This is a genomic window from Candidatus Pelagibacter sp. HIMB1695 (assembly GCF_052047655.1).
Lineage (GTDB): Bacteria > Pseudomonadota > Alphaproteobacteria > Pelagibacterales > Pelagibacteraceae > Pelagibacter.
This window is the reverse complement of record NZ_JBNAJT010000001.1, coordinates 1,102,886-1,121,009: the sequence shown is the minus strand read 5'-3', so window position 1 is coordinate 1,121,009 and position 18,124 is coordinate 1,102,886. Positions and strand designations below refer to the sequence as shown.

Sequence of the window (18,124 nt, the reverse complement as noted above, 5' to 3'; positions counted from 1 at the left end):
ACTATGAGTATAGAAAACATTATAAATGAAGCTTGGGAAAACAAAGATCAAGTTAATCAAAATTCAGATCAAAAATTAAAAGATACTATTAATCAAGTAATAGAAGATCTAGATAGTGGTAAATCTAGAGTTGCTGAAAAAATTGATGGTGAATGGGTAACTCATCAACACCTAAAAAAAGCAATTATGCTAAGTTTTAGAATTCATGGAATGGAAACTTTAGATGGTCCCTACTCAGCTTGGAGAGATAAAGCTCATTTGTTAAAAGGAAAAACAGCCGGATGGTCAAACGATGATTTTGAAAAAGCAGGTTTTAGAATGGTACCAAATACTGCAATGAGAAAAGGATCATATGTTGCTAAAAATGTTGTTCTAATGCCAAGTTATGTAAATATTGGTGCTTACATAGATGAAGGAACAATGATGGATACATTTAGTCGTGCAGGTAGTTGCTGTCAGATTGGAAAAAATTGTCATATTTCAGCTGGAACTGGTATTGGTGGAGTTTTAGAACCAGCACAAGCACTTCCGACTATTATTGAAGATAATGTTTTTGTAGGTGCTATGTCAGAAGTTGTAGAAGGGGTAATAGTTGGTGAAGGTTCAGTGCTAAGTATGGGTATGTATATTGGCCAATCAACTAAAATCGTTAATAGAAAAACTGGTGAAGTAACTCACGGTAAAATACCTCCTTACTCAGTCGTTGTTCCTGGATCATTACCAGACAAAAACAATCCTGCTGCGCCCTCATTGTATTGTGCAGTGATCATCAAACAAGTAGATGAAAAAACAAGATCTAAAACATCGGTAAACGATCTTTTAAGAGATTAAAATGCAAACCATTAATGAATTACAATTAGCCAAAGAGCTAATTCGTTACCCTTCTATAACACCAATAGATGCTGGGGTAATGAAATTCTTAGAAAAACAATTAAAAAAACTTGGTTTCAAAACTAAAATATTAGAGTTTAAGGAAAAAAACACTAAATCAGTAAAAAATCTTTATGCAAGACTTGGAACCAAAGGTCCAAATTTTTGCTACGCTGGTCACTTAGATGTTGTACCTGCTGGAAACTTAAAAGATTGGACTGTAAATCCTTTTAGACCCTCAATTAAAAAAGGACATTTAATTGGTAGAGGAGCAAATGACATGAAAAGCTCTATTGCAGCCTTTGTTTCTGCTGTCAGTATTTTTGTTAAAAATAACAAAAAATTTAATGGCTCTATAAGCCTACTAATTACAGGTGATGAAGAAGGAATTGCTATTAATGGTACAAAAAAAGTTGTCGAATACTTATTGAAAAGAAGAGAGAAAATTAATTTTTGTTTGGTTGGAGAACCAACTAATCCAAATAAATTGGGAGAAATGATTAAAATTGGTCGAAGAGGAAGTATGAATGGTAGACTTTCAGTCATAGGTGTTCAGGGTCATGTTGCTTATCCTCATAGGGCTAACAATCCATCAACTGCTCTTGTTCAAATATTAAAAGAATTGAAGGAAATTAAATTTGACAAAGGAACAAAAGACTTTCAGCCAACAAACCTGGAAGTTACGAAAATAAATATTGATAATACAGCTGATAACGTAATTCCAGGTTTAGCTAAAGCAACTTTTAATATTAGGTTTAATAACAAACATTCATCGAATTCAATTAAGACAAAAATAAATAAAATATTGAAGAAAATTTGTAATAAAAATAATTCAAATTACAAAATTGAATATAGTGTATCTGGTGAAGCTTTTTTGACTAAACCAAACCAAACCACATATATGATACAAGATATAATTAAAAAGATTACTAAAATTAAGCCTGAACTCTCAACCACAGGAGGCACCTCTGACGCAAGATTTATTAGAAAGATTGCTCCATGTTTAGAATTTGGTTTAGTTGGAAAAACAATGCATAAAGTAGACGAAGCAGTTTCTTTAAGTGATTTAAAAAAATTAACTTTAATTTATTCAAATATTTTAAAGAATTACTTTAAGTGAAAACAGCTTTAATTACTTCTGATACATACAAAAATCACAATACGGGAGATGGACATCCTGAAAAAATTGATAGAGTTACAGCTGTTATTGATAACTTTAAAAAATTAGATAACAAAAATTTAATTTGGAAAAAGCCTTCAAAATTTGAAAAATCAATATTAATAAAAACTCACTCATCTGAATATATTGATCATGTCGATCGATCTTACCCTCAAAATGGATTTAATTTTTTAGATGGAGATACAGTTGTCTCCCCTGGTAGTAGAGAAGCAACAATGGACGCTGTAGGATCAATTATTGCAGCGATCGATGGTGTGGAAGAAAAAAAATTTAAAAATGCTTTTTGTGCAGTGAGACCCCCAGGTCATCACGCAGAAAAAGAGAAGGCCATGGGCTTTTGTATTTACAACAATGTTGCAGTTGGGGCTAATTATTTAATTGAAAAATATGGTTATAAAAAAATAGCTATAATTGATTTTGATGTCCATCATGGAAATGGGACACAAGATATTTTTTTCAACAATGAAAAAGTTTTATATATTTCCACTCATCAATTTCCATATTATCCAGGTTCAGGTTCGGAAAAAGAGATTGGAAAATTTAATAATATTTTAAATATTCCACTTGAAGCTGGAACAAGTGCTAGAGAATATTTAAATGCATATGAACTGGTATTAAAAAAATTAAATGAATTTAAACCAGAATTTCTTTTATTTTCTGCAGGTTTTGATGCTCATATTGATGATCCTTTGGCACAATTAAAACTTAATGCTGAAGATTATTATACAATTACAAAAAGAACTTTAGAAATTTCAAAATCATTTTGTAGAGGTAATGTAGTATCTATACTAGAAGGTGGATATGACTTAAAAGCACTACAAGATAGTACACAAAGACATGTTGATGCTTTAATAGAATTTAATTGATAATTCCTAATAAAAAACTAAATAAAACTCAATGAAATTATATAAAATTAAAAAATCGGATATCGATAAAAAAGGTAGAGGACTTTATGCAACTAAAGATATCAAAGAAGGTACAAAGATAATCGATTACGTTGGTAAACTAATTACAAAAAAACAAACTGAAGAGTCTGATAAATATGACAATAGTAAACCAATCTATTTATTTACTATCAACAAAAGATATGACCTTGATGGAGATTTTTCATGGAATACTGCAGGATTAATTAATCATTCTTGTGACAATAATTGTGATTATGATGGTAAGGGTCTAAAAATTTGGGTTAAAGCAATTAGAGATATCAAAAAAGGTGAAGAATTTACCTGCGATTATGGTTTTGGTTATGATGAAAATTACAAACAATTTCCCTGTAAGTGTAAGTCAAAAAATTGTTGTGGATACATTGTAAGAGCAGAATCTAGATGGCGAATAAATAAAAAATTTGCCATGAGTAATAAAAAAAAACTAATAAAAAACTCTAGATAAAAATAATCCAGTAGGTGGTGCTGGTGGAGCGCACAGCGACCTTTTTTTAGATTTTAGAGCTTTGTCAAATTTTTTTAAATCCCATTTCTTTTCACCTAAATATTTTAAACAACCAACCATAGATCGTACTTGCTGTTGAAGAAAAGATTGAGATTTAAACTGAATTTCTATTTTATCATTTAAAGATTTTAATTTTACAAAATCCATCGTTCTAATTGGACTCTTAGCATTACAACTTGAGGCCCTAAATGTTGAGAAATCTTTAGTACCAACTAATTTCTTTGCCCCTAATTTCATCAAATCTAAATCTAATTTTTTTCTTACATGCCAGACTTGGTTTTTTTCAATTACAGGTGAACTTGTTCTATTTAAAATGACATATTTATAAACTCTCTTTTTTGCAGAAAATCTTGAGTGAAAGTTGCTGGTCCTTTTTCTTATTTTAAGGATTGCAATATTTTCATTTTTTAAAAAGTGATTAATTGAGTTAATAAATTTATCTAAGCTCAATAATTTATTTTTTAAATCAAAATGCGCGGACTGCTCGATAGCATGAACACCAGCATCTGTTCTACCCGATCCAACTATAGTAATGTTTTCTTTTAATAACTTTCTAATTTTGTCTTGAAGTATTCCTTGAATGGTTTTGTTTTTTTTTTGAATTTGCCAACCTTTGTAATTTGTGCCTAAATATTCTATCAAAAGCTGATATCTAAACATTTATATCTTTAAGCCTTTTTTTATCTGCGAACCTTGAATAAATTCAATAATATTTTGAGGTCTTTTCCCTTGCCTCTGAATTTCCTTAATAATTATCGATTGATTATTACCACATGCAATTTCAAGATTATCACTCAATACTGACCCTGGATTTCCTTGAGCTCTTCCAACTTGAGCTTTTAGAATTTTATATCTTTCTCCATTAAACATAAAAAATGCTCCTGGTGATGGGTATAAACCATTTATCTTACCAATAATTTTTTCAGCATTTTCATCCCAATTAATTTGACCTTCAGTTTTTTGAATTTTAGATGCATAGGTTGCATTCGAATGATCTTGCTCAATAAAACTTGCTTTATCCTCTAAAATATCATCTACGTTATCTAAAATTTTTTCTGCTGCTAAGTTAGAAAGCTTTTCACTAATTTCTAACGCATTCAAATTTTCATTAAGTTGAATTTTATAATTATTACAAACTGGTCCTGTATCTAATTTTTCAGCAATTCTCATTATACTTATTCCAGTCTCTTGATCTAAATTCATAATTGATCGTTGAATTGGTGCAGCACCTCTCCATTTAGGCAGTAAAGATGCATGTATATTTATAAAACCTTTTTTAATTAGGTTTATAAATTTTTTAGGTATGATTTGTCCGTAAGCAACCACTATTGCTAAATCAGCATCTAAAGAATTTAAAAAATTATACTCCTCTTCATTATTTAAAACTGGCGGCGTTCTATATTCTAAATTTAAAGTTTCAGAAATACCTTGTATTGGAGACTTATTAATTTTTTGCCCTCTTTTTGATTTTTGAGGTGGCTGTGTATACACACAAGAAATATTATATCCATTTTGATATAAAGATTTTAAAATTGGTACAGCAAACATGGGTGTACCCATAAAAACTAACTTTTTTGACATTTTTTAAACTTCAACTGTATTTGATTTTAATTTTGAAAGTTTCTTTATGATCATTGATTTTTTTAGTTTTGAGAGATAATCGATAAATAATATCCCTTCCAAATGATCCATTTCATGCTGTATGCATGTTGCAAGTAATCCATCTGCCTTTAGTAGCTGTTTTTTTCCATTGTAATCTAAATACTCTACTTCACATTTACTTGGTCGATCTATTTCAGCAAATTGATTTGGTACAGATAAACATCCTTCTTCATAAGTTGCCTTGAGTGGATCTTTATTTTTTATTACAGGATTTACAAAGTATCTAGGCTCTTTTTTATTTTCATCCTTGCTTATATCCATAACTATAATTCTTTTTGGTATACCAATCTGAATTGCTGCAAGACCAATGCCATTTGCATCATACATTGTATCGAGCATATCATTCATTAGTTTTTGCTCTTCACTTCCAACAGCTTCTACAGATTTTGATACTTGTCGAAGTAATTTGTTTGGTTCTGTAATAATCGTTCTTATCGCCATAAAATTTGCATGTTATTATAATTTTTATACTTTTAAAGGAAGAACTTTTAGCAATAGTTTATTTCTTATTAAATCAGCATTTATTTGATTTAGTGTATTCGAAATTAAATAAAGTCTTTTTTCATCAATATTTTCTATTTTGTTATTACCTATTATCTCAATTAAAGACAATAAAACTGTTCCAACTTCGTTTGCCTCTATCAAGTCCACTAAACTTTCATCTAGCTCATAAGGCTTTTGTGAAAATAAACTGTCATACTCGCTAGGTATTTCTACTCCGTCTGATTTCAGACTTTCTATAAAAATTATATCTTTAGTGGACAAAGTTTCATTACTAAAAATTATTCTATCAAGAAATTTTTTTAAATCTTCTTGTATTTCAGATTTTGAATAATCTCCTCTAAAATAATTTACCCACTTAGATTGATGTAAAATATTATTATTGTATTGAATTTTTTTGAACTCTGAATTCTGATTTTTTGAAAAGTTATTGTAGAAACTTAAATAATCTGAGGGAACATTATCTACTTCAATTTCGTTCAAAAAGTTATTTAGCTCTATATCAAAAGCTAATCCAATGTTGTTGTCCTCAAATAGCTGCTTCAACAATTGTAAAAATTCCAATTTCAATTCTGGTTCACTCGTTAAAAGTGCTCTTTGATAAATTAATGCTCTTGCTTCTAACGGAGACAACAACTTGTAAGTATCAGTTGCACTTAACAATTGATCAATATTAAATTGAAATTTTTTATAATATTCAAATAAATCTTTTTCTGAGAAAATTTTATAATTTGCAGCTTTCTCAATAATTAAGATTTTATCTTGATCATTTATGTCAACATTACTTAGATCTGGTAGTAAATTTGAATTTGATAGATATTTCCAAATTAATTGAGGCGTATTTTCATTGGGCTCAAATGAAAATTCTGGATTTGTTCTATGAGCTAAGTGAAACTCAAATACTGAACTTTCAGAAATTTCTTTGGATGCTTCCTCAATATAACCAAACAGGTAATTCATTTTATTTTCAAAATATTCATCTTGAAATCCTAACTCTTTTTTAAGATCTAGAATTAATTGAGCTTCTTCATTTTTTCCATAATTAACCAAACAATATAAATTTAATTTAGATAAATATTCATCTTCAACTGGTTCTTTAATTTTTGTAAAAAATTCACAGGTCTTTTTTATATCTTGGCCTGATAAATAGTTGTCTAATAAATGTCTGGTTAGTTTAGGATGAGAATTTACAATTTGATTATTAACCAAAAATTCTTCAATGAGTTCTAAATTAGAATTTTTAATTAACCAATCAGATTTAAATTTTAAAAATTCATTTTCAGTAATATTTTGATTAGGATAATGAGCGTTTGTTAATAATGAGACTTCCATAATTTCTAGGGCATCATTAGAAAGATTAATTTTCTCTAAACTGTTAAATAAATTTTTTAACTTTTGACCATCAGAATTAGTCCACATATCAATAGTCAAACCATGTTCTTCAGGATCATATAATCCTACAATTTTGATTTCTTTTGATATTAAATTTTCATCTAATTCTATTGAGCCAGTATTTTTATCTGACTGCATATCAAAAACACTTATTTGATTGTTATTATTTTCACCTTCAGTAATAACTGCTTCCTCAATAGTTTCATTTTCTTTTTTTTCGAGATTCCATATATCAATTGGATTATCTTCTGCGTGAATAGGATTTAAAATAATTAGATAGCTTAAAAAAATAAAAAAGAATTTTTTATTTAACAATTTTAAAATTTTCATTTGGAATAATTTTTTCAATTTCTTTTTTAGGAGCGGGAAAATCAATTGAATTGAGAATTAAAACAACGCCAAGAACAATTACTAGTCCAAAAATAGATTTAACAACTAGTCCAATTATACTTTTTTTACCTGAACTTGTATTTTTGTTGAATTGCATATAACTTTAGATAATTTCAAATTAAGACATATTTGTGTTTTTTCAATATTTAAACTTATGAAATCAAAAAAAAATCTTGTTTTTTTAGGTATGATGGGTTCTGGTAAGAGTTCAATAGGCTCTTTGGTAGCGAAAAAATTTAAATTAAATTTTGTAGATGTAGATAAAGAAATAGAAAAAAATTTAAATACTACAATTCGAAAAATATTCGAAACAAAAGGAGAGGAATATTTTAGAAAAATTGAACAAAAAATTACACTTAAAAAATTAAAACTTAGCTCTACAGTTGTCTCTCTAGGAGGGGGTGCTTTTGCAAATAAAAATATTAGAAATGAAGTTTTAAAAAATCATTATTCATTTTGGTTAAATTGGAATGAAAAAATTTTAATTGAAAGAATTAAAAATAGCAAAAAAAGACCTTTAACAATTAATGCTACAGATAATGATTTAATTGATTTAATTAAAAAACGAACTAACATTTATTCTAAAGCCTTATATGAAATCAAGTGTGATAATCTTACTAAAAATGAAATAGTAGGCAAAATTAAAGAAATTTATGAAACCAATTAAATTAAAAATTAAAACAAAAACACAAAAATATCCAATAATAATTGGATCAAATCTAATTACTAACTTTTCAAAAATAATTAAAAATAATTCCTTAACATTCAATCAATGTCTTCTTGTAGTTGATAAAAATGTACCAAAAAAATTTATCACTAAAATAAAAAATTCATTAAATAAAAAGCAAATACATATATGTTTTTTTAATGCCAGTGAGGCCAATAAAAACTTTAATATTATTAATAAGATCCTAGAAATTTTATTAAATAAAAACTTTTCTAGAGATGACTGTTTAATATCAATAGGTGGGGGTATTACAGGTGATATAAGTGGTTTTGCATCTAGTATCTTTAAAAGAGGTATGAAATTTATAAATATACCAACAACACTTCTATCCCAAGTCGACTCTTCGATTGGTGGCAAAACTGGCATAAACTCACATTATGGAAAAAACCTAATTGGTAGTTTTTATCAACCAAACTTAGTTATATCAGATGTTGATTTTCTTAAATCGCTGCCAAAAAGAGAGATTGTTTGTGGATATGGTGAAATTTTAAAACATTCTCTAATAAGAGATAAAAATTTCTTCAAATTTTTAAATAAGAATGTGAATAAAATTACTAAACTGAGTTCTCCATTTATTGAAAAAGCAATTTATGAAAGCTGTAAAATTAAAAAAAGTGTGGTTGAAAAAGACGAGAAAGAAAAAAATTTAAGAAAAGTTTTAAATTTTGGACATACATTTGGCCATGCTTATGAAGCAACCCTAAATTACAACAAGAAATTAAATCACGGTGAAGCAGTAATTCTAGGGATAAGGACGGCACTAAGTTTTAGTTTAAATTTAAAAATACTTAAAAAAAGCGATTACAACCTAATATTAAATCATATCAATAATTTAAATCTATCAATATCTGTTAATAAATTTTTTAAAAAAAAAGATATAAATAAAATATTATTTTTCATGACAAAGGATAAAAAAAATAAATCTCAAAAAATTAATTTAGTACTTTTAAAAAAAATTGGATCTCCACAAATTAATATTGAATATACAAAACAAAGACTGAAAAAATTTTTTAATGATTACTTAAGATAATTGAATTTGAATTGAGTGAATAGTTTCTTTCAATTCTTTATCTAATACTTTATAAATTTTTTTATTGCTTTCAATTCTGTTCATATTTTTTAACTCATCAGAAACTATACTTAATTTTAAATGATATTTGCCTTCCTGATTACCTTTGTGATTTTTATGAAGAAAAGATTTATCTTCTATATCTATACTTTGAATATTTATTTGATCTGATAATTTTTTTTTTATAATTGCAATTAATTCATTTATATCCATATAGTAAATATTATATCATGAAAAATATTTGTGACTGGAATAATTGTAATGAAATTGGTGAATACAGAGCGCCAATTGAGAAGGATAATAGCAGGAAATATAGAATGCTTTGTCTGGAACATGTTAAAGAATTTAACAAAAACTGGAATTATTTTTCTGGGATGAGTGATAATCAAGTAATCAATTTTTTAAAGTCAGATATGACTTGGCATAAACCCACTCAAAATTTTAGTTCTTCAGATAATTTTTTTAAAGTCCTATGGAACACAACCTTAAAAGATGAATTTGATAAAGATAAATTCAATGGGGACTATAATCATATGCGTCAATTTAAATTTGATCATAAAGATATTAAAGCATTTGGAATATTAGGAATATCTGTAGGTCTAAAGTGGCAAAAAATACAAGAAAAATTCAAAGTGCTTGTTAAAAAATTTCACCCTGATATGAATGCCGGAAATAAAAAATACGAGGAAAAATTAAAACTGATAACTTTAGCTTATACGCAGCTAAAAAATACTTATAGGGAAAAAATTGACTCCAAATCTTAACATCCAACCTGACATAAAAGTTTCTTTAAAACAATCTTTTGGAATAGATTCCGAAATGGAAGTAGATGCCTTTTCAAAAAGAAGTGAATATGTACCTGAAATAGATAAAAATTATAAATTTGATAGAGATACTACTCTTGCAATCATTTCAGGATTTGCGTTTAATAAAAGAGTATTGGTACAAGGATATCATGGTACTGGAAAATCAACACACATAGAGCAAATAGCTGCAAGATTAAACTGGCCTTGTATTCGGGTAAATTTAGACAGCCACGTTAGTAGAATAGATTTAATTGGTAAGGATGCAATTGTACTTAAAGATGGAAAACAAGTAACACAGTTTAATGAGGGTATTCTCCCATGGTCAATTCAAAATCCAGTTGCTTTAGTATTTGATGAGTATGACGCTGGAAGACCCGATGTTATGTTTGTTATTCAAAGAGTGTTGGAGGCTGAAGGTAATTTCACGCTACTAGATAAAAACAAAGTAATTAGTCAAAATAAGTATTTTAGGTTATTTGCTACATCTAATACCGTTGGGCTTGGTGATACTACTGGGCTTTATCACGGAACACAGCAGATCAACCAAGGTCAAATGGATAGATGGAATATTGTAACAACATTAAACTATCTAAGCCTAGATAGAGAAATGGATATAGTTTTATCAAAAAATAAAAATTTAAATAATGCTAAGGGAAAAGAAAAAGTTGCTAATATGATTAAAGTAGCATCCTTAACTAGAAAAGGTTTTATTGCTGGAGATATATCTACTGTAATGAGCCCAAGAACAGTTCTTCATTGGGCTGAGAACTCTGAAATTTTTAAGGATACCGGATATGCATTTAGAGTAACTTTTTTAAATAAGTGCGATGATATTGAGAAAAATACAATCGCAGAATATTATCAAAGATGTTTTGGTGAAGAATTGCCTGAGTCTTTGATCAATATTCAAATTTAAATGAGCAATAAAGAAACAAATTTAAAAGAAAAATTTAGAATTGCTTTATCTTCAACAGCAAAAGTTATCGCAGACGATATTGATATAAACAACAAATCTTCTGAAGATAAAAAGATTAAAGATATTTCGTCTTTTGAAATAAATGATCTAACTAGTCCAAGTGATTTTATAAAATTAAGGGCTGAAACAGACTCTACGGCACTTAAAAAAAGGTTTTCTAATGAAAAAATTTATAGAAAAAATTTGCCTTCAAACACTTCCTCTAGATCTTTATATAATATAGCTGAAAAGATTAGATATGAAGCCCTAGGAGGCAAAATGTTAAAAGGAATTCAAAAAAATTTTTCTGAAAACTATTCACAAATAATTAATCGTAAAAGAAAAGATCAGCTTAAAACGAAAGAAGACGTTCCTGTTGCTGAAGCGTTTGAGCTATATATGCTTAAAAATTTTCATAATATAGACCTTAATCCTTTAACATCTAGAATGCTTAATTTCTGGGAAAAAGATTTTGAGCAATCAATTAAAAAACATAAAGAGTTTTTATTAAATAATTTAGAAAATCAAAACACATACAGTTCTAAATTTTCCGAAATACTAGAAGAAATGGATATTTTTCAAAGTGATGAGGAAGATCAAGAAGAGGAAAAAAATCAAGATCAAGGTCAAGATAATCCCTCAAATGATGATCAAAATAAAGATAATGAAGATAGCAAAGATGAAAATGATGAACAGCAAACAGAAGCATCTGTTGATGCTGATTATAGTATAGATGAGTTTAATTTAGATGAGCAGTTATCTGATGTTGAGTCTGATGAACAAAACTCAGAGCAGGTAATTCAAAAAAAAATTGATAGTATAAATATTGATTATAAAATATTTACTACACAATATGACGAAGTTGTTAAAGCTGAAAATCTAGAAAATGCAGATGAAGCTACTAAACTTAGAAAAAATTTAGATCAACAATTAATTGGTTTCCAAGATGTAATTACCAAGTTAGCTAATAAACTTCAAAGACAATTACTAGCAAAGCAAAATAGAGCTTGGGAATTTGATTTAGAGGAAGGCTTACTTGATAGTTCAAAGTTACCAAGAATAATAATGGATCCATATAACTCTTTGTCATTTAAAAAAGAAAAGGATTTAGATTTTAAAGATACAGTTGTAACTTTACTTATTGATAATTCTGGTTCTATGAGAGGAAGGCCAATAACGATTGCTGCTATTTGTGCAGATATCTTATCAAGGACACTCGAAAGATGTTCGGTTAAAGTAGAGATTTTAGGATTTACAACAAAAAACTGGAAAGGTGGACAGAGTAGAGAATTTTGGACTAAAAATTCAAAACCAAAAACACCTGGGAGGCTTAACGATCTAAGACATATAATTTATAAAGGTGCGGATACACATTGGAGACAAGCAAAAAATAATTTAGGCCTGATGTTAAAAGAGGGTTTGTTAAAAGAAAATATTGATGGAGAAGCTATATCTTGGGCATACAACCGTATTAAAAAAAGAAAAGAAGAAAGAAAAATTTTAATGGTAATTTCTGATGGAGCCCCAGTTGATGACTCAACACTTTCAGTAAATTCAGGAGATTTTTTAGAAAAACATTTGAAGAAAATGGTCAAATTTATTGAGAATAAATCTGATATTGAAATTTTAGCGATTGGTATTGGACATGATGTTTCGAGATATTACAACAGAGCTATAAAAATTACTGATGTAAATGAGTTAGGAGATGTAATGATATCTCAACTTAGCTCATTGTTCGAAACAAAGAAAAAATTTCATTAAATATTAAATAAATCTGTATTTCTCCATTTAATTATTACTTCTGCACCAGATCTTGTTTTAGAGTTTCTACAAATCACATTAGCGAAATTTTTTTCTAACAGTGTTTTTCCTATAAACAAACCTAAACCAAGTCCTGTTTTTGATTTATCTTGAGGATTATTTGATTTTAAATATGGCTCTCCTATTTTTGATAAAATATCTTTTGGATAACCTGGACCATCATCCTCAATACTGATTTCGGTAATTTCACTATCACTCTTTAAATTTATGAAAATATTTTCATCAGAAAATTTATTAGCATTACCTATAAAATTTCTTAGTCCATAAACAATTTCTATAGATTTAACTATTTTTTTCGAATTAGAGTCTTGATCAAAATTAAAAATAAACTTCTTAGTACTTATCTCTTTAAATGAATTTAAAATTTCATTTAGGTAATCTCTAACTGTAATATCTACATCAATAAACTCATCCTCTTCGTCTGGATTTAAAGTTAATTTTTTTAGTATTTCATTACATCTTTCAACCTGACTAGATAATAAATTAATATCTTTTTCTACGTCTTTGTTGCCCTCAAATTGTTTCAGTAATTCTTGTGTAATTATTTTTATAGTTGAAAGCGGTGTTCCTAATGAATGAGCAGCTGCTGCTGCTTGACCGCCTAAGGACAATAGTTCATGTTCTTTGGCCATTACTTCTTCCATTTTCGTAAGAGCTTCTTTTCTTAACCTAGATTGAGTTCCAAATGTCATTGCAAAATAATTTAAAAAAACAAGAGCAATAATCAAAGCAATCGGGATAGAATAATAATAATAAGGACTTACATGAAAATGATCTCCAAGTGGAGAGGGTAATTCTGTTGAGTAAAAAGTTAAAAATATAATTGATAAAGCTGTTAATAACACAAGCATAGTATTTGTTCTAAAACTTAAATTAGATGATGAAAATACACTTGGAATAATTATAAAAATAACAAATGGATTAAGAATCCCACCTGACAAATAAAGTAAAATAGCTAATTGCAAAATATCAATAACTAAAAAAATGAAAGCTGATCTGTCAGATAATTGAGTTTTTTTATAAATAAAAATTAAATAAAAATTACTTATAATACCAATAAATATAATTAGATTAGAAGTTATAAAGTCAAATTTAAAATCTAATGCAAAGTATACAAAATTAACTGCAATTAACTGTCCAATTATACCAATCCATCTTAAGGTAATATAAGTGGATTTTTTGAATGAATGGTGTTTCGAAGTTTCAAAAAACTTCATTTTTAAATATCAAGATTTTTTACATTGATAGCATTTGAGACTATGAAATCTTTTCTTAATGCAACATCACTTCCCATTAGTGTATGGATAAGACTTTGATCTTTTTTAAGATCTTTAGAGTACTGCACTTGAAGTAAATTTCTAGTTTCAGGGTCTAAAGTTGTATTCCACAACTCTTCTGGATTCATTTCACCAAGACCCTTGAACCTTTGTATATTCATTTTTGATTTTTCTAAATCTAATGCATTTAAATAGTCTTTTGAGCCTCTTTTTAATTTCTTTAATTCCTTGTTATTATTTACGATATAATCCTCTAATTCTTTTTCATCTTTAATATAAATCCCTTTTGAACCTTTATTAATTTTAAACAATGGTGGTTGGGCTAAATAAACATGACCATTTTCAATTAATTTATTAAATGGTTTGTTATTAAAAAAAGTTAACAACAATGCTCTTATGTGAGAACCATCAACATCGGCGTCGGTCATTATAATTATTTTACCGTATCTTAAGTCTTTTAAATCTATTTCGTGAGATTTAGGATCAAGTCCCAGTGCATTAATTAATGTTACTATCTCATTTGAAGATATCATTTTTGCAAGAGCTTTTGTTCTTAGATCTGAACCATTGCCATTGCCATTGCCATTTTTTTTTAAATTTATGTCCTCAACATAAGTATTTAAAATTTTACCTCTTAAGGGCAAAACCGCTTGATTTGCTCTATTTCTTCCTTGTTTAGCGGAACCACCTGCTGAGTCTCCCTCAACAATAAATAATTCTGTACCCTCTTGTTTTCCTATCTGACAATCAGCCAATTTTCCAGGTAATCCACTTAATTCAAGAGCTCCCTTTCTTCTTACATTTTCTCTAGCTTTTCTAGCAACATCTCTGGCCATTGCCGCTTGAATGACTTTAGCCAAAACTATTTTGGCAATCGATGGATTTTGATCAAACCATATTGATAGTTTTTCATTAACTAAAGTTTCAACAATCATTCTTACCTCGGATGAAACCAGTTTGTCTTTAGTTTGTGAAGAAAACTTAGGATCAGGTATTTTAGTTGAAAGCACACATGTTAAGCCTTCTTTAATATCATCTCCTGAAATAGCTAATTTATTCTTTTTTAATAAATTATTTTCATTGGCATATTTGTTTACGACCCTTGTAAGAGCACTTCTAAAACCTAATAAATGTGTTCCACCATCTTTTTGATAAATATTATTTGTGTATGGAAATATATCTTCTGCATAACCTGCATTCCATTTTAATGAACACTCTATTTCAATGCTATCTTTTTTACCTTCAATATAAATTGGTTTTCGAAACAAATCATTACCATTTTTATTTTGTAGTTTTTCTCTTTTCTCATCTAAAAAATCTACAAACTCTAAAACACCACCATCAAATTTAAATTCAGATGTTTTTTCTTTTTTTTGACTTGCGTCAGTAAAGATTATTTTTATACCTTTATTTAAGAATGCTAACTCTCTCATCCTTTTAATTAAAATATTTGCACTAAATTTAATTGATGAGAAAATATCTTTCGATGGTAGGAATGTTATTTGAGTTCCTGTATTTTTAGATTTTCCAACTACTTTAAGAGGAGATTTTGCTTCACCATTATTAAATTCTATAAAATGTTTTTTTCCATCTCTATTTATTTCTAATTCTAGTTTTTCCGACAATGCATTTACTACAGAAACACCAACACCATGTAATCCTCCAGAAACTTTATATGAGTCATGATCAAACTTACCACCAGCATGAAGTTGAGTCATAATTACCTCGGCTGCAGATTTTTTCTCCTCTTTATGCATATCGACAGGTATACCTCTTCCGTCATCATTTACTGTAATTGTTCCGTTAGAATTTATTTTTACATTAATATTTTTACAATGACCTGCTAATGCCTCATCAATCGAATTATCTACAACCTCATAAACCATGTGATGTAAACCGGTACCATCATCAGTATCCCCTATATACATCCCAGGTCTTTTTCTGACTGCTTCAAGACCTTTTAAAACTTTAATTGAATCTGCTTGATATGTATTTTTGCTTGTCATTTTTTAAAATTTGGAAAGAAAAAATTATAACATTTTTTTGAAAAATTGCTGATTTATCTTAATAATTTAACAGTTAAATACTCAAATTATTGTTGAAAAACTTAACGAATTTAATGGCGGAGAGGATGGGATTCGAACCCATGAAAGAATTGCTCCTTTACACGCTTTCCAAGCGTGCGCCTTCAACCACTCGGCCACCTCTCCAGTTATTTTTCTTTCGAAATTTTAAGAACACCAATAAATGCTTCTTGAGGTATTTCCACTCTTCCAAATTGTTTTGATCTAGCCTTACCCTTTTTTTGTTTTTCTAATAATTTTCTTTTTCTATCTGTAGCTCCACCACCATGAATTTTTGTTAAAACATCTTTTTTAAACCCTTTGATAGTTTCTCTAGCAATAATTTTTCCTCCAATTGCAGCTTGAACAGGGATCATAAAATTATGTCTTGGAATCAAGTCTTTTAATTTTTCACAAACTTCTCTCCCTGTTTTTTGTGCAAAATCTTTATGTATCATCATAGCTAAAGCATCAACGGGTTCAGCATTGACTAAAATACCAAGTTTTACTAGATCACCTTCTCTATGCTCAATTATTTCATAATCAAAACTTGCATATCCACTTGTCATTGACTTAAGTCTATCGTTGAAATCAAACACAACTTCGTTTAAGGGAAGTTCATAATTTACTACTGCTCTACTTCCAGAATAACTAAGGTTGGTTTGTACTCCTCTTTTGTCTTGACACATTTTAATTATTGAACCTAAGTACTGATCTGGAGTAATAATGGTTGCCTTAATCCAAGGTTCTTCAATATATTTTATTAAGGTAGGATCTGGTAAACTTGATGGATTTTGTAAATCCATCGTATCACCATTATTCAAATGAACTTTATAAACTACCCCAGGGGTTGTTGTTAATAAATTAACATCAAATTCTCTTTCAAGTCGCTCTGTTACAATTTCTAAATGAAGCAAACCTAAAAACCCACATCTAAAACCTAACCCTAAAGCTGAAGATGACTCTGGTTCAAAAGAAAAGCTTGCATCATTTAATTGTAACTTTGCTAAACCATCTTTTAATTTTTGAAACTCTGAACTATCTACAGGAAACAATCCACAAAATACTACAGGTTTACTAGGTTTAAAACCTGGCAAAGCTTCATTTAATGGCTTTGTCGCATCACAAATTGTATCTCCAACTTTTGTTTCTGATAAAACTTTTATTCCTGTTGTTATAAACCCTATTTCTCCTGTTTTTAATTCAGTGATATCAACTGGCTTTGGTGTAAAAACACCAACTTTTTCAACGATATATTCTTGATTTGTAGACATCATTTTGATCTTCATATGTTTTGAAAGTTTCCCATCTATAACTCTAACTAATATGACAACTCCTAAATAAGTATCGTACCAACTATCAACTAGTAAACATTTTAAATCTGATGAACTTTCTCCTTTTGGTGCTGGTAATGTAGTTATAATTTGCTCTAAAATATCTCCTATTCCTTCGCCAGTTTTTCCAGAACACGGAATAGCATTCTCAGTATCTATCCCAATAACTTCCTCAATTTGCTTTTTTGTTCTCTCTAAATCAGAAGCTGGCAAATCTACTTTATTCAATACTGGGACAATTTCATGATTTGTATCTAATGCCTGGTAAACGTTTGCCAAAGTTTGGGCCTCAACTCCTTGTGTACTATCCACAATCAAAATTGAACCTTCGCACGCATATAATGATCTACTAACCTCATAGCTAAAGTCTACATGGCCTGGGGTATCTATAATGTTTAAAATATATTCTTTTCCATCTTTAGCTTTATAATTTAGCTTTACTGTTTGAGCTTTAATGGTGATACCTCTCTCTCGTTCAATATCCATTGAATCTAAAACTTGCGCTTTCATCTCTCTTTCTGTTAGCCCCCCACAACTATGAATTATTCTATCTGCAATAGTAGATTTTCCATGATCAATGTGTGCGATGATTGCAAAATTTCTTATATTATCGATTGAACTCATTGGC

18 protein-coding genes and 1 tRNA gene are annotated in these 18,124 nt (G+C 28.6%); 9 read left to right on the top strand and 10 right to left on the bottom strand.

The features are described from left to right. Window positions 1-3 precede the first annotated feature (3 nt). From dapD to ACTTAX_RS06045, 4 genes are read left to right on the top strand one after another with little or no spacing between them, the layout of a single operon-like run. Window positions 4-831 carry a 2,3,4,5-tetrahydropyridine-2,6-dicarboxylate N-succinyltransferase gene (gene dapD / locus ACTTAX_RS06060; RefSeq protein WP_440693641.1) on the top strand — a complete coding sequence of 276 codons (828 nt, stop codon included), beginning with the start codon at window positions 4-6 and terminating at the stop codon, window positions 829-831. 1 nt (window position 832) lies between these two features. Then, window positions 833-1,990 (top strand): succinyl-diaminopimelate desuccinylase, encoded by a 1,158-nt coding sequence (gene dapE / locus ACTTAX_RS06055; protein ID WP_440693639.1) that lies wholly within the window; start codon window positions 833-835, stop codon window positions 1,988-1,990. Then, window positions 1,987-2,916: a histone deacetylase family protein gene (locus ACTTAX_RS06050; RefSeq protein ID WP_440693637.1), complete on the top strand. Its 930-nt coding sequence runs from the start codon at window positions 1,987-1,989 to the stop codon at window positions 2,914-2,916. Before dapE ends, ACTTAX_RS06050 begins: the two co-directional genes overlap by 4 nt. Window positions 2,917-2,947: 31 nt before the next feature. Further along, a complete protein-coding gene (locus ACTTAX_RS06045) occupies window positions 2,948-3,439 on the top strand; it encodes an SET domain-containing protein (RefSeq protein WP_440647315.1) in 492 nt (163 codons plus the stop codon). Here ACTTAX_RS06045 and truA read toward each other — a convergent pair. The 5 genes from truA to ACTTAX_RS06020 are packed head-to-tail and all read right to left on the bottom strand — an operon-like array spanning window position 3,419 to window position 7,541. Continuing rightward, window positions 3,419-4,159, bottom strand: a complete 741-nt coding sequence (gene truA, locus ACTTAX_RS06040; protein WP_440693635.1) for a tRNA pseudouridine(38-40) synthase TruA — start codon at window positions 4,157-4,159, stop codon at window positions 3,419-3,421. The genes ACTTAX_RS06045 and truA overlap by 21 nt on opposite strands. Further along, window positions 4,160-5,080, bottom strand: coding sequence for a methionyl-tRNA formyltransferase (fmt, locus tag ACTTAX_RS06035; RefSeq protein WP_440693633.1), 921 nt, complete (start codon window positions 5,078-5,080; stop codon window positions 4,160-4,162). Between the two features lie 3 nt (window positions 5,081-5,083). Then, complete coding sequence (gene def, locus ACTTAX_RS06030) at window positions 5,084-5,602, bottom strand: peptide deformylase (protein WP_440693631.1); 519 nt, start codon at window positions 5,600-5,602, stop codon at window positions 5,084-5,086. 24 nt (window positions 5,603-5,626) lie between these two features. Beyond that, the gene (locus ACTTAX_RS06025; RefSeq protein WP_440693629.1) at window positions 5,627-7,384 is read right to left on the bottom strand and encodes a hypothetical protein; all 1,758 of its coding nucleotides are present in this window, start codon (window positions 7,382-7,384) and stop codon (window positions 5,627-5,629) included. Further along, complete coding sequence (locus ACTTAX_RS06020; protein WP_075505937.1) at window positions 7,359-7,541, bottom strand: hypothetical protein; 183 nt, start codon at window positions 7,539-7,541, stop codon at window positions 7,359-7,361. Before ACTTAX_RS06020 ends, ACTTAX_RS06025 begins: the two co-directional genes overlap by 26 nt. Before the next feature lie 57 nt (window positions 7,542-7,598). On the opposite strand from ACTTAX_RS06020, the gene ACTTAX_RS06015 reads away from it, so the two are divergent. After that, on the top strand, window positions 7,599-8,111 hold the full coding sequence (locus ACTTAX_RS06015; RefSeq protein WP_440693627.1) for a shikimate kinase: 513 nt from the start codon (window positions 7,599-7,601) through the stop codon (window positions 8,109-8,111). After that, window positions 8,098-9,201, top strand: a complete 1,104-nt coding sequence (aroB, locus tag ACTTAX_RS06010; RefSeq protein WP_440693626.1) for a 3-dehydroquinate synthase — start codon at window positions 8,098-8,100, stop codon at window positions 9,199-9,201. Before ACTTAX_RS06015 ends, aroB begins: the two co-directional genes overlap by 14 nt. Here aroB and ACTTAX_RS06005 read toward each other — a convergent pair. Beyond that, on the bottom strand, window positions 9,193-9,453 hold the full coding sequence (locus ACTTAX_RS06005) for a BolA family protein (RefSeq protein ID WP_440650634.1): 261 nt from the start codon (window positions 9,451-9,453) through the stop codon (window positions 9,193-9,195). The two genes, aroB and ACTTAX_RS06005, sit on opposite strands and share 9 nt — an antisense overlap. 17 nt (window positions 9,454-9,470) lie before the next feature. On the opposite strand from ACTTAX_RS06005, the gene ACTTAX_RS06000 reads away from it, so the two are divergent. From ACTTAX_RS06000 to ACTTAX_RS05990, 3 genes are read left to right on the top strand one after another with little or no spacing between them, the layout of a single operon-like run. Next, on the top strand, window positions 9,471-10,004 hold the full coding sequence (locus ACTTAX_RS06000) for a J domain-containing protein (RefSeq protein ID WP_428079254.1): 534 nt from the start codon (window positions 9,471-9,473) through the stop codon (window positions 10,002-10,004). Further along, window positions 9,988-10,962 (top strand): cobaltochelatase subunit CobS, encoded by a 975-nt coding sequence (gene cobS / locus ACTTAX_RS05995; RefSeq protein WP_440635164.1) that lies wholly within the window; start codon window positions 9,988-9,990, stop codon window positions 10,960-10,962. The genes ACTTAX_RS06000 and cobS overlap by 17 nt, the downstream gene beginning before the upstream one ends. Continuing rightward, window positions 10,963-12,762: a cobaltochelatase CobT-related protein gene (locus ACTTAX_RS05990; protein WP_440693624.1), complete on the top strand. Its 1,800-nt coding sequence runs from the start codon at window positions 10,963-10,965 to the stop codon at window positions 12,760-12,762. Here the strand turns inward: ACTTAX_RS05990 and ACTTAX_RS05985 are convergent. The 4 genes from ACTTAX_RS05985 to lepA all read right to left on the bottom strand — a co-directional run bounded on the left by ACTTAX_RS05985 (window position 12,759) and on the right by lepA (window position 18,120). Then, a complete protein-coding gene (locus ACTTAX_RS05985) occupies window positions 12,759-14,039 on the bottom strand; it encodes an ActS/PrrB/RegB family redox-sensitive histidine kinase (RefSeq protein WP_440693622.1) in 1,281 nt (426 codons plus the stop codon). The two genes, ACTTAX_RS05990 and ACTTAX_RS05985, sit on opposite strands and share 4 nt — an antisense overlap. Before the next feature lie 2 nt (window positions 14,040-14,041). Beyond that, complete coding sequence (locus tag ACTTAX_RS05980) at window positions 14,042-16,105, bottom strand: DNA gyrase subunit B (protein WP_440693620.1); 2,064 nt, start codon at window positions 16,103-16,105, stop codon at window positions 14,042-14,044. Between the two features lie 114 nt (window positions 16,106-16,219). Further along, window positions 16,220-16,309: transfer RNA gene (locus ACTTAX_RS05975), tRNA-Ser, on the bottom strand. 2 nt (window positions 16,310-16,311) lie between these two features. Then, window positions 16,312-18,120, bottom strand: coding sequence for a translation elongation factor 4 (lepA, locus tag ACTTAX_RS05970; protein ID WP_440693618.1), 1,809 nt, complete (start codon window positions 18,118-18,120; stop codon window positions 16,312-16,314). Between the last annotated feature and the right edge of the window lie 4 nt (window positions 18,121-18,124).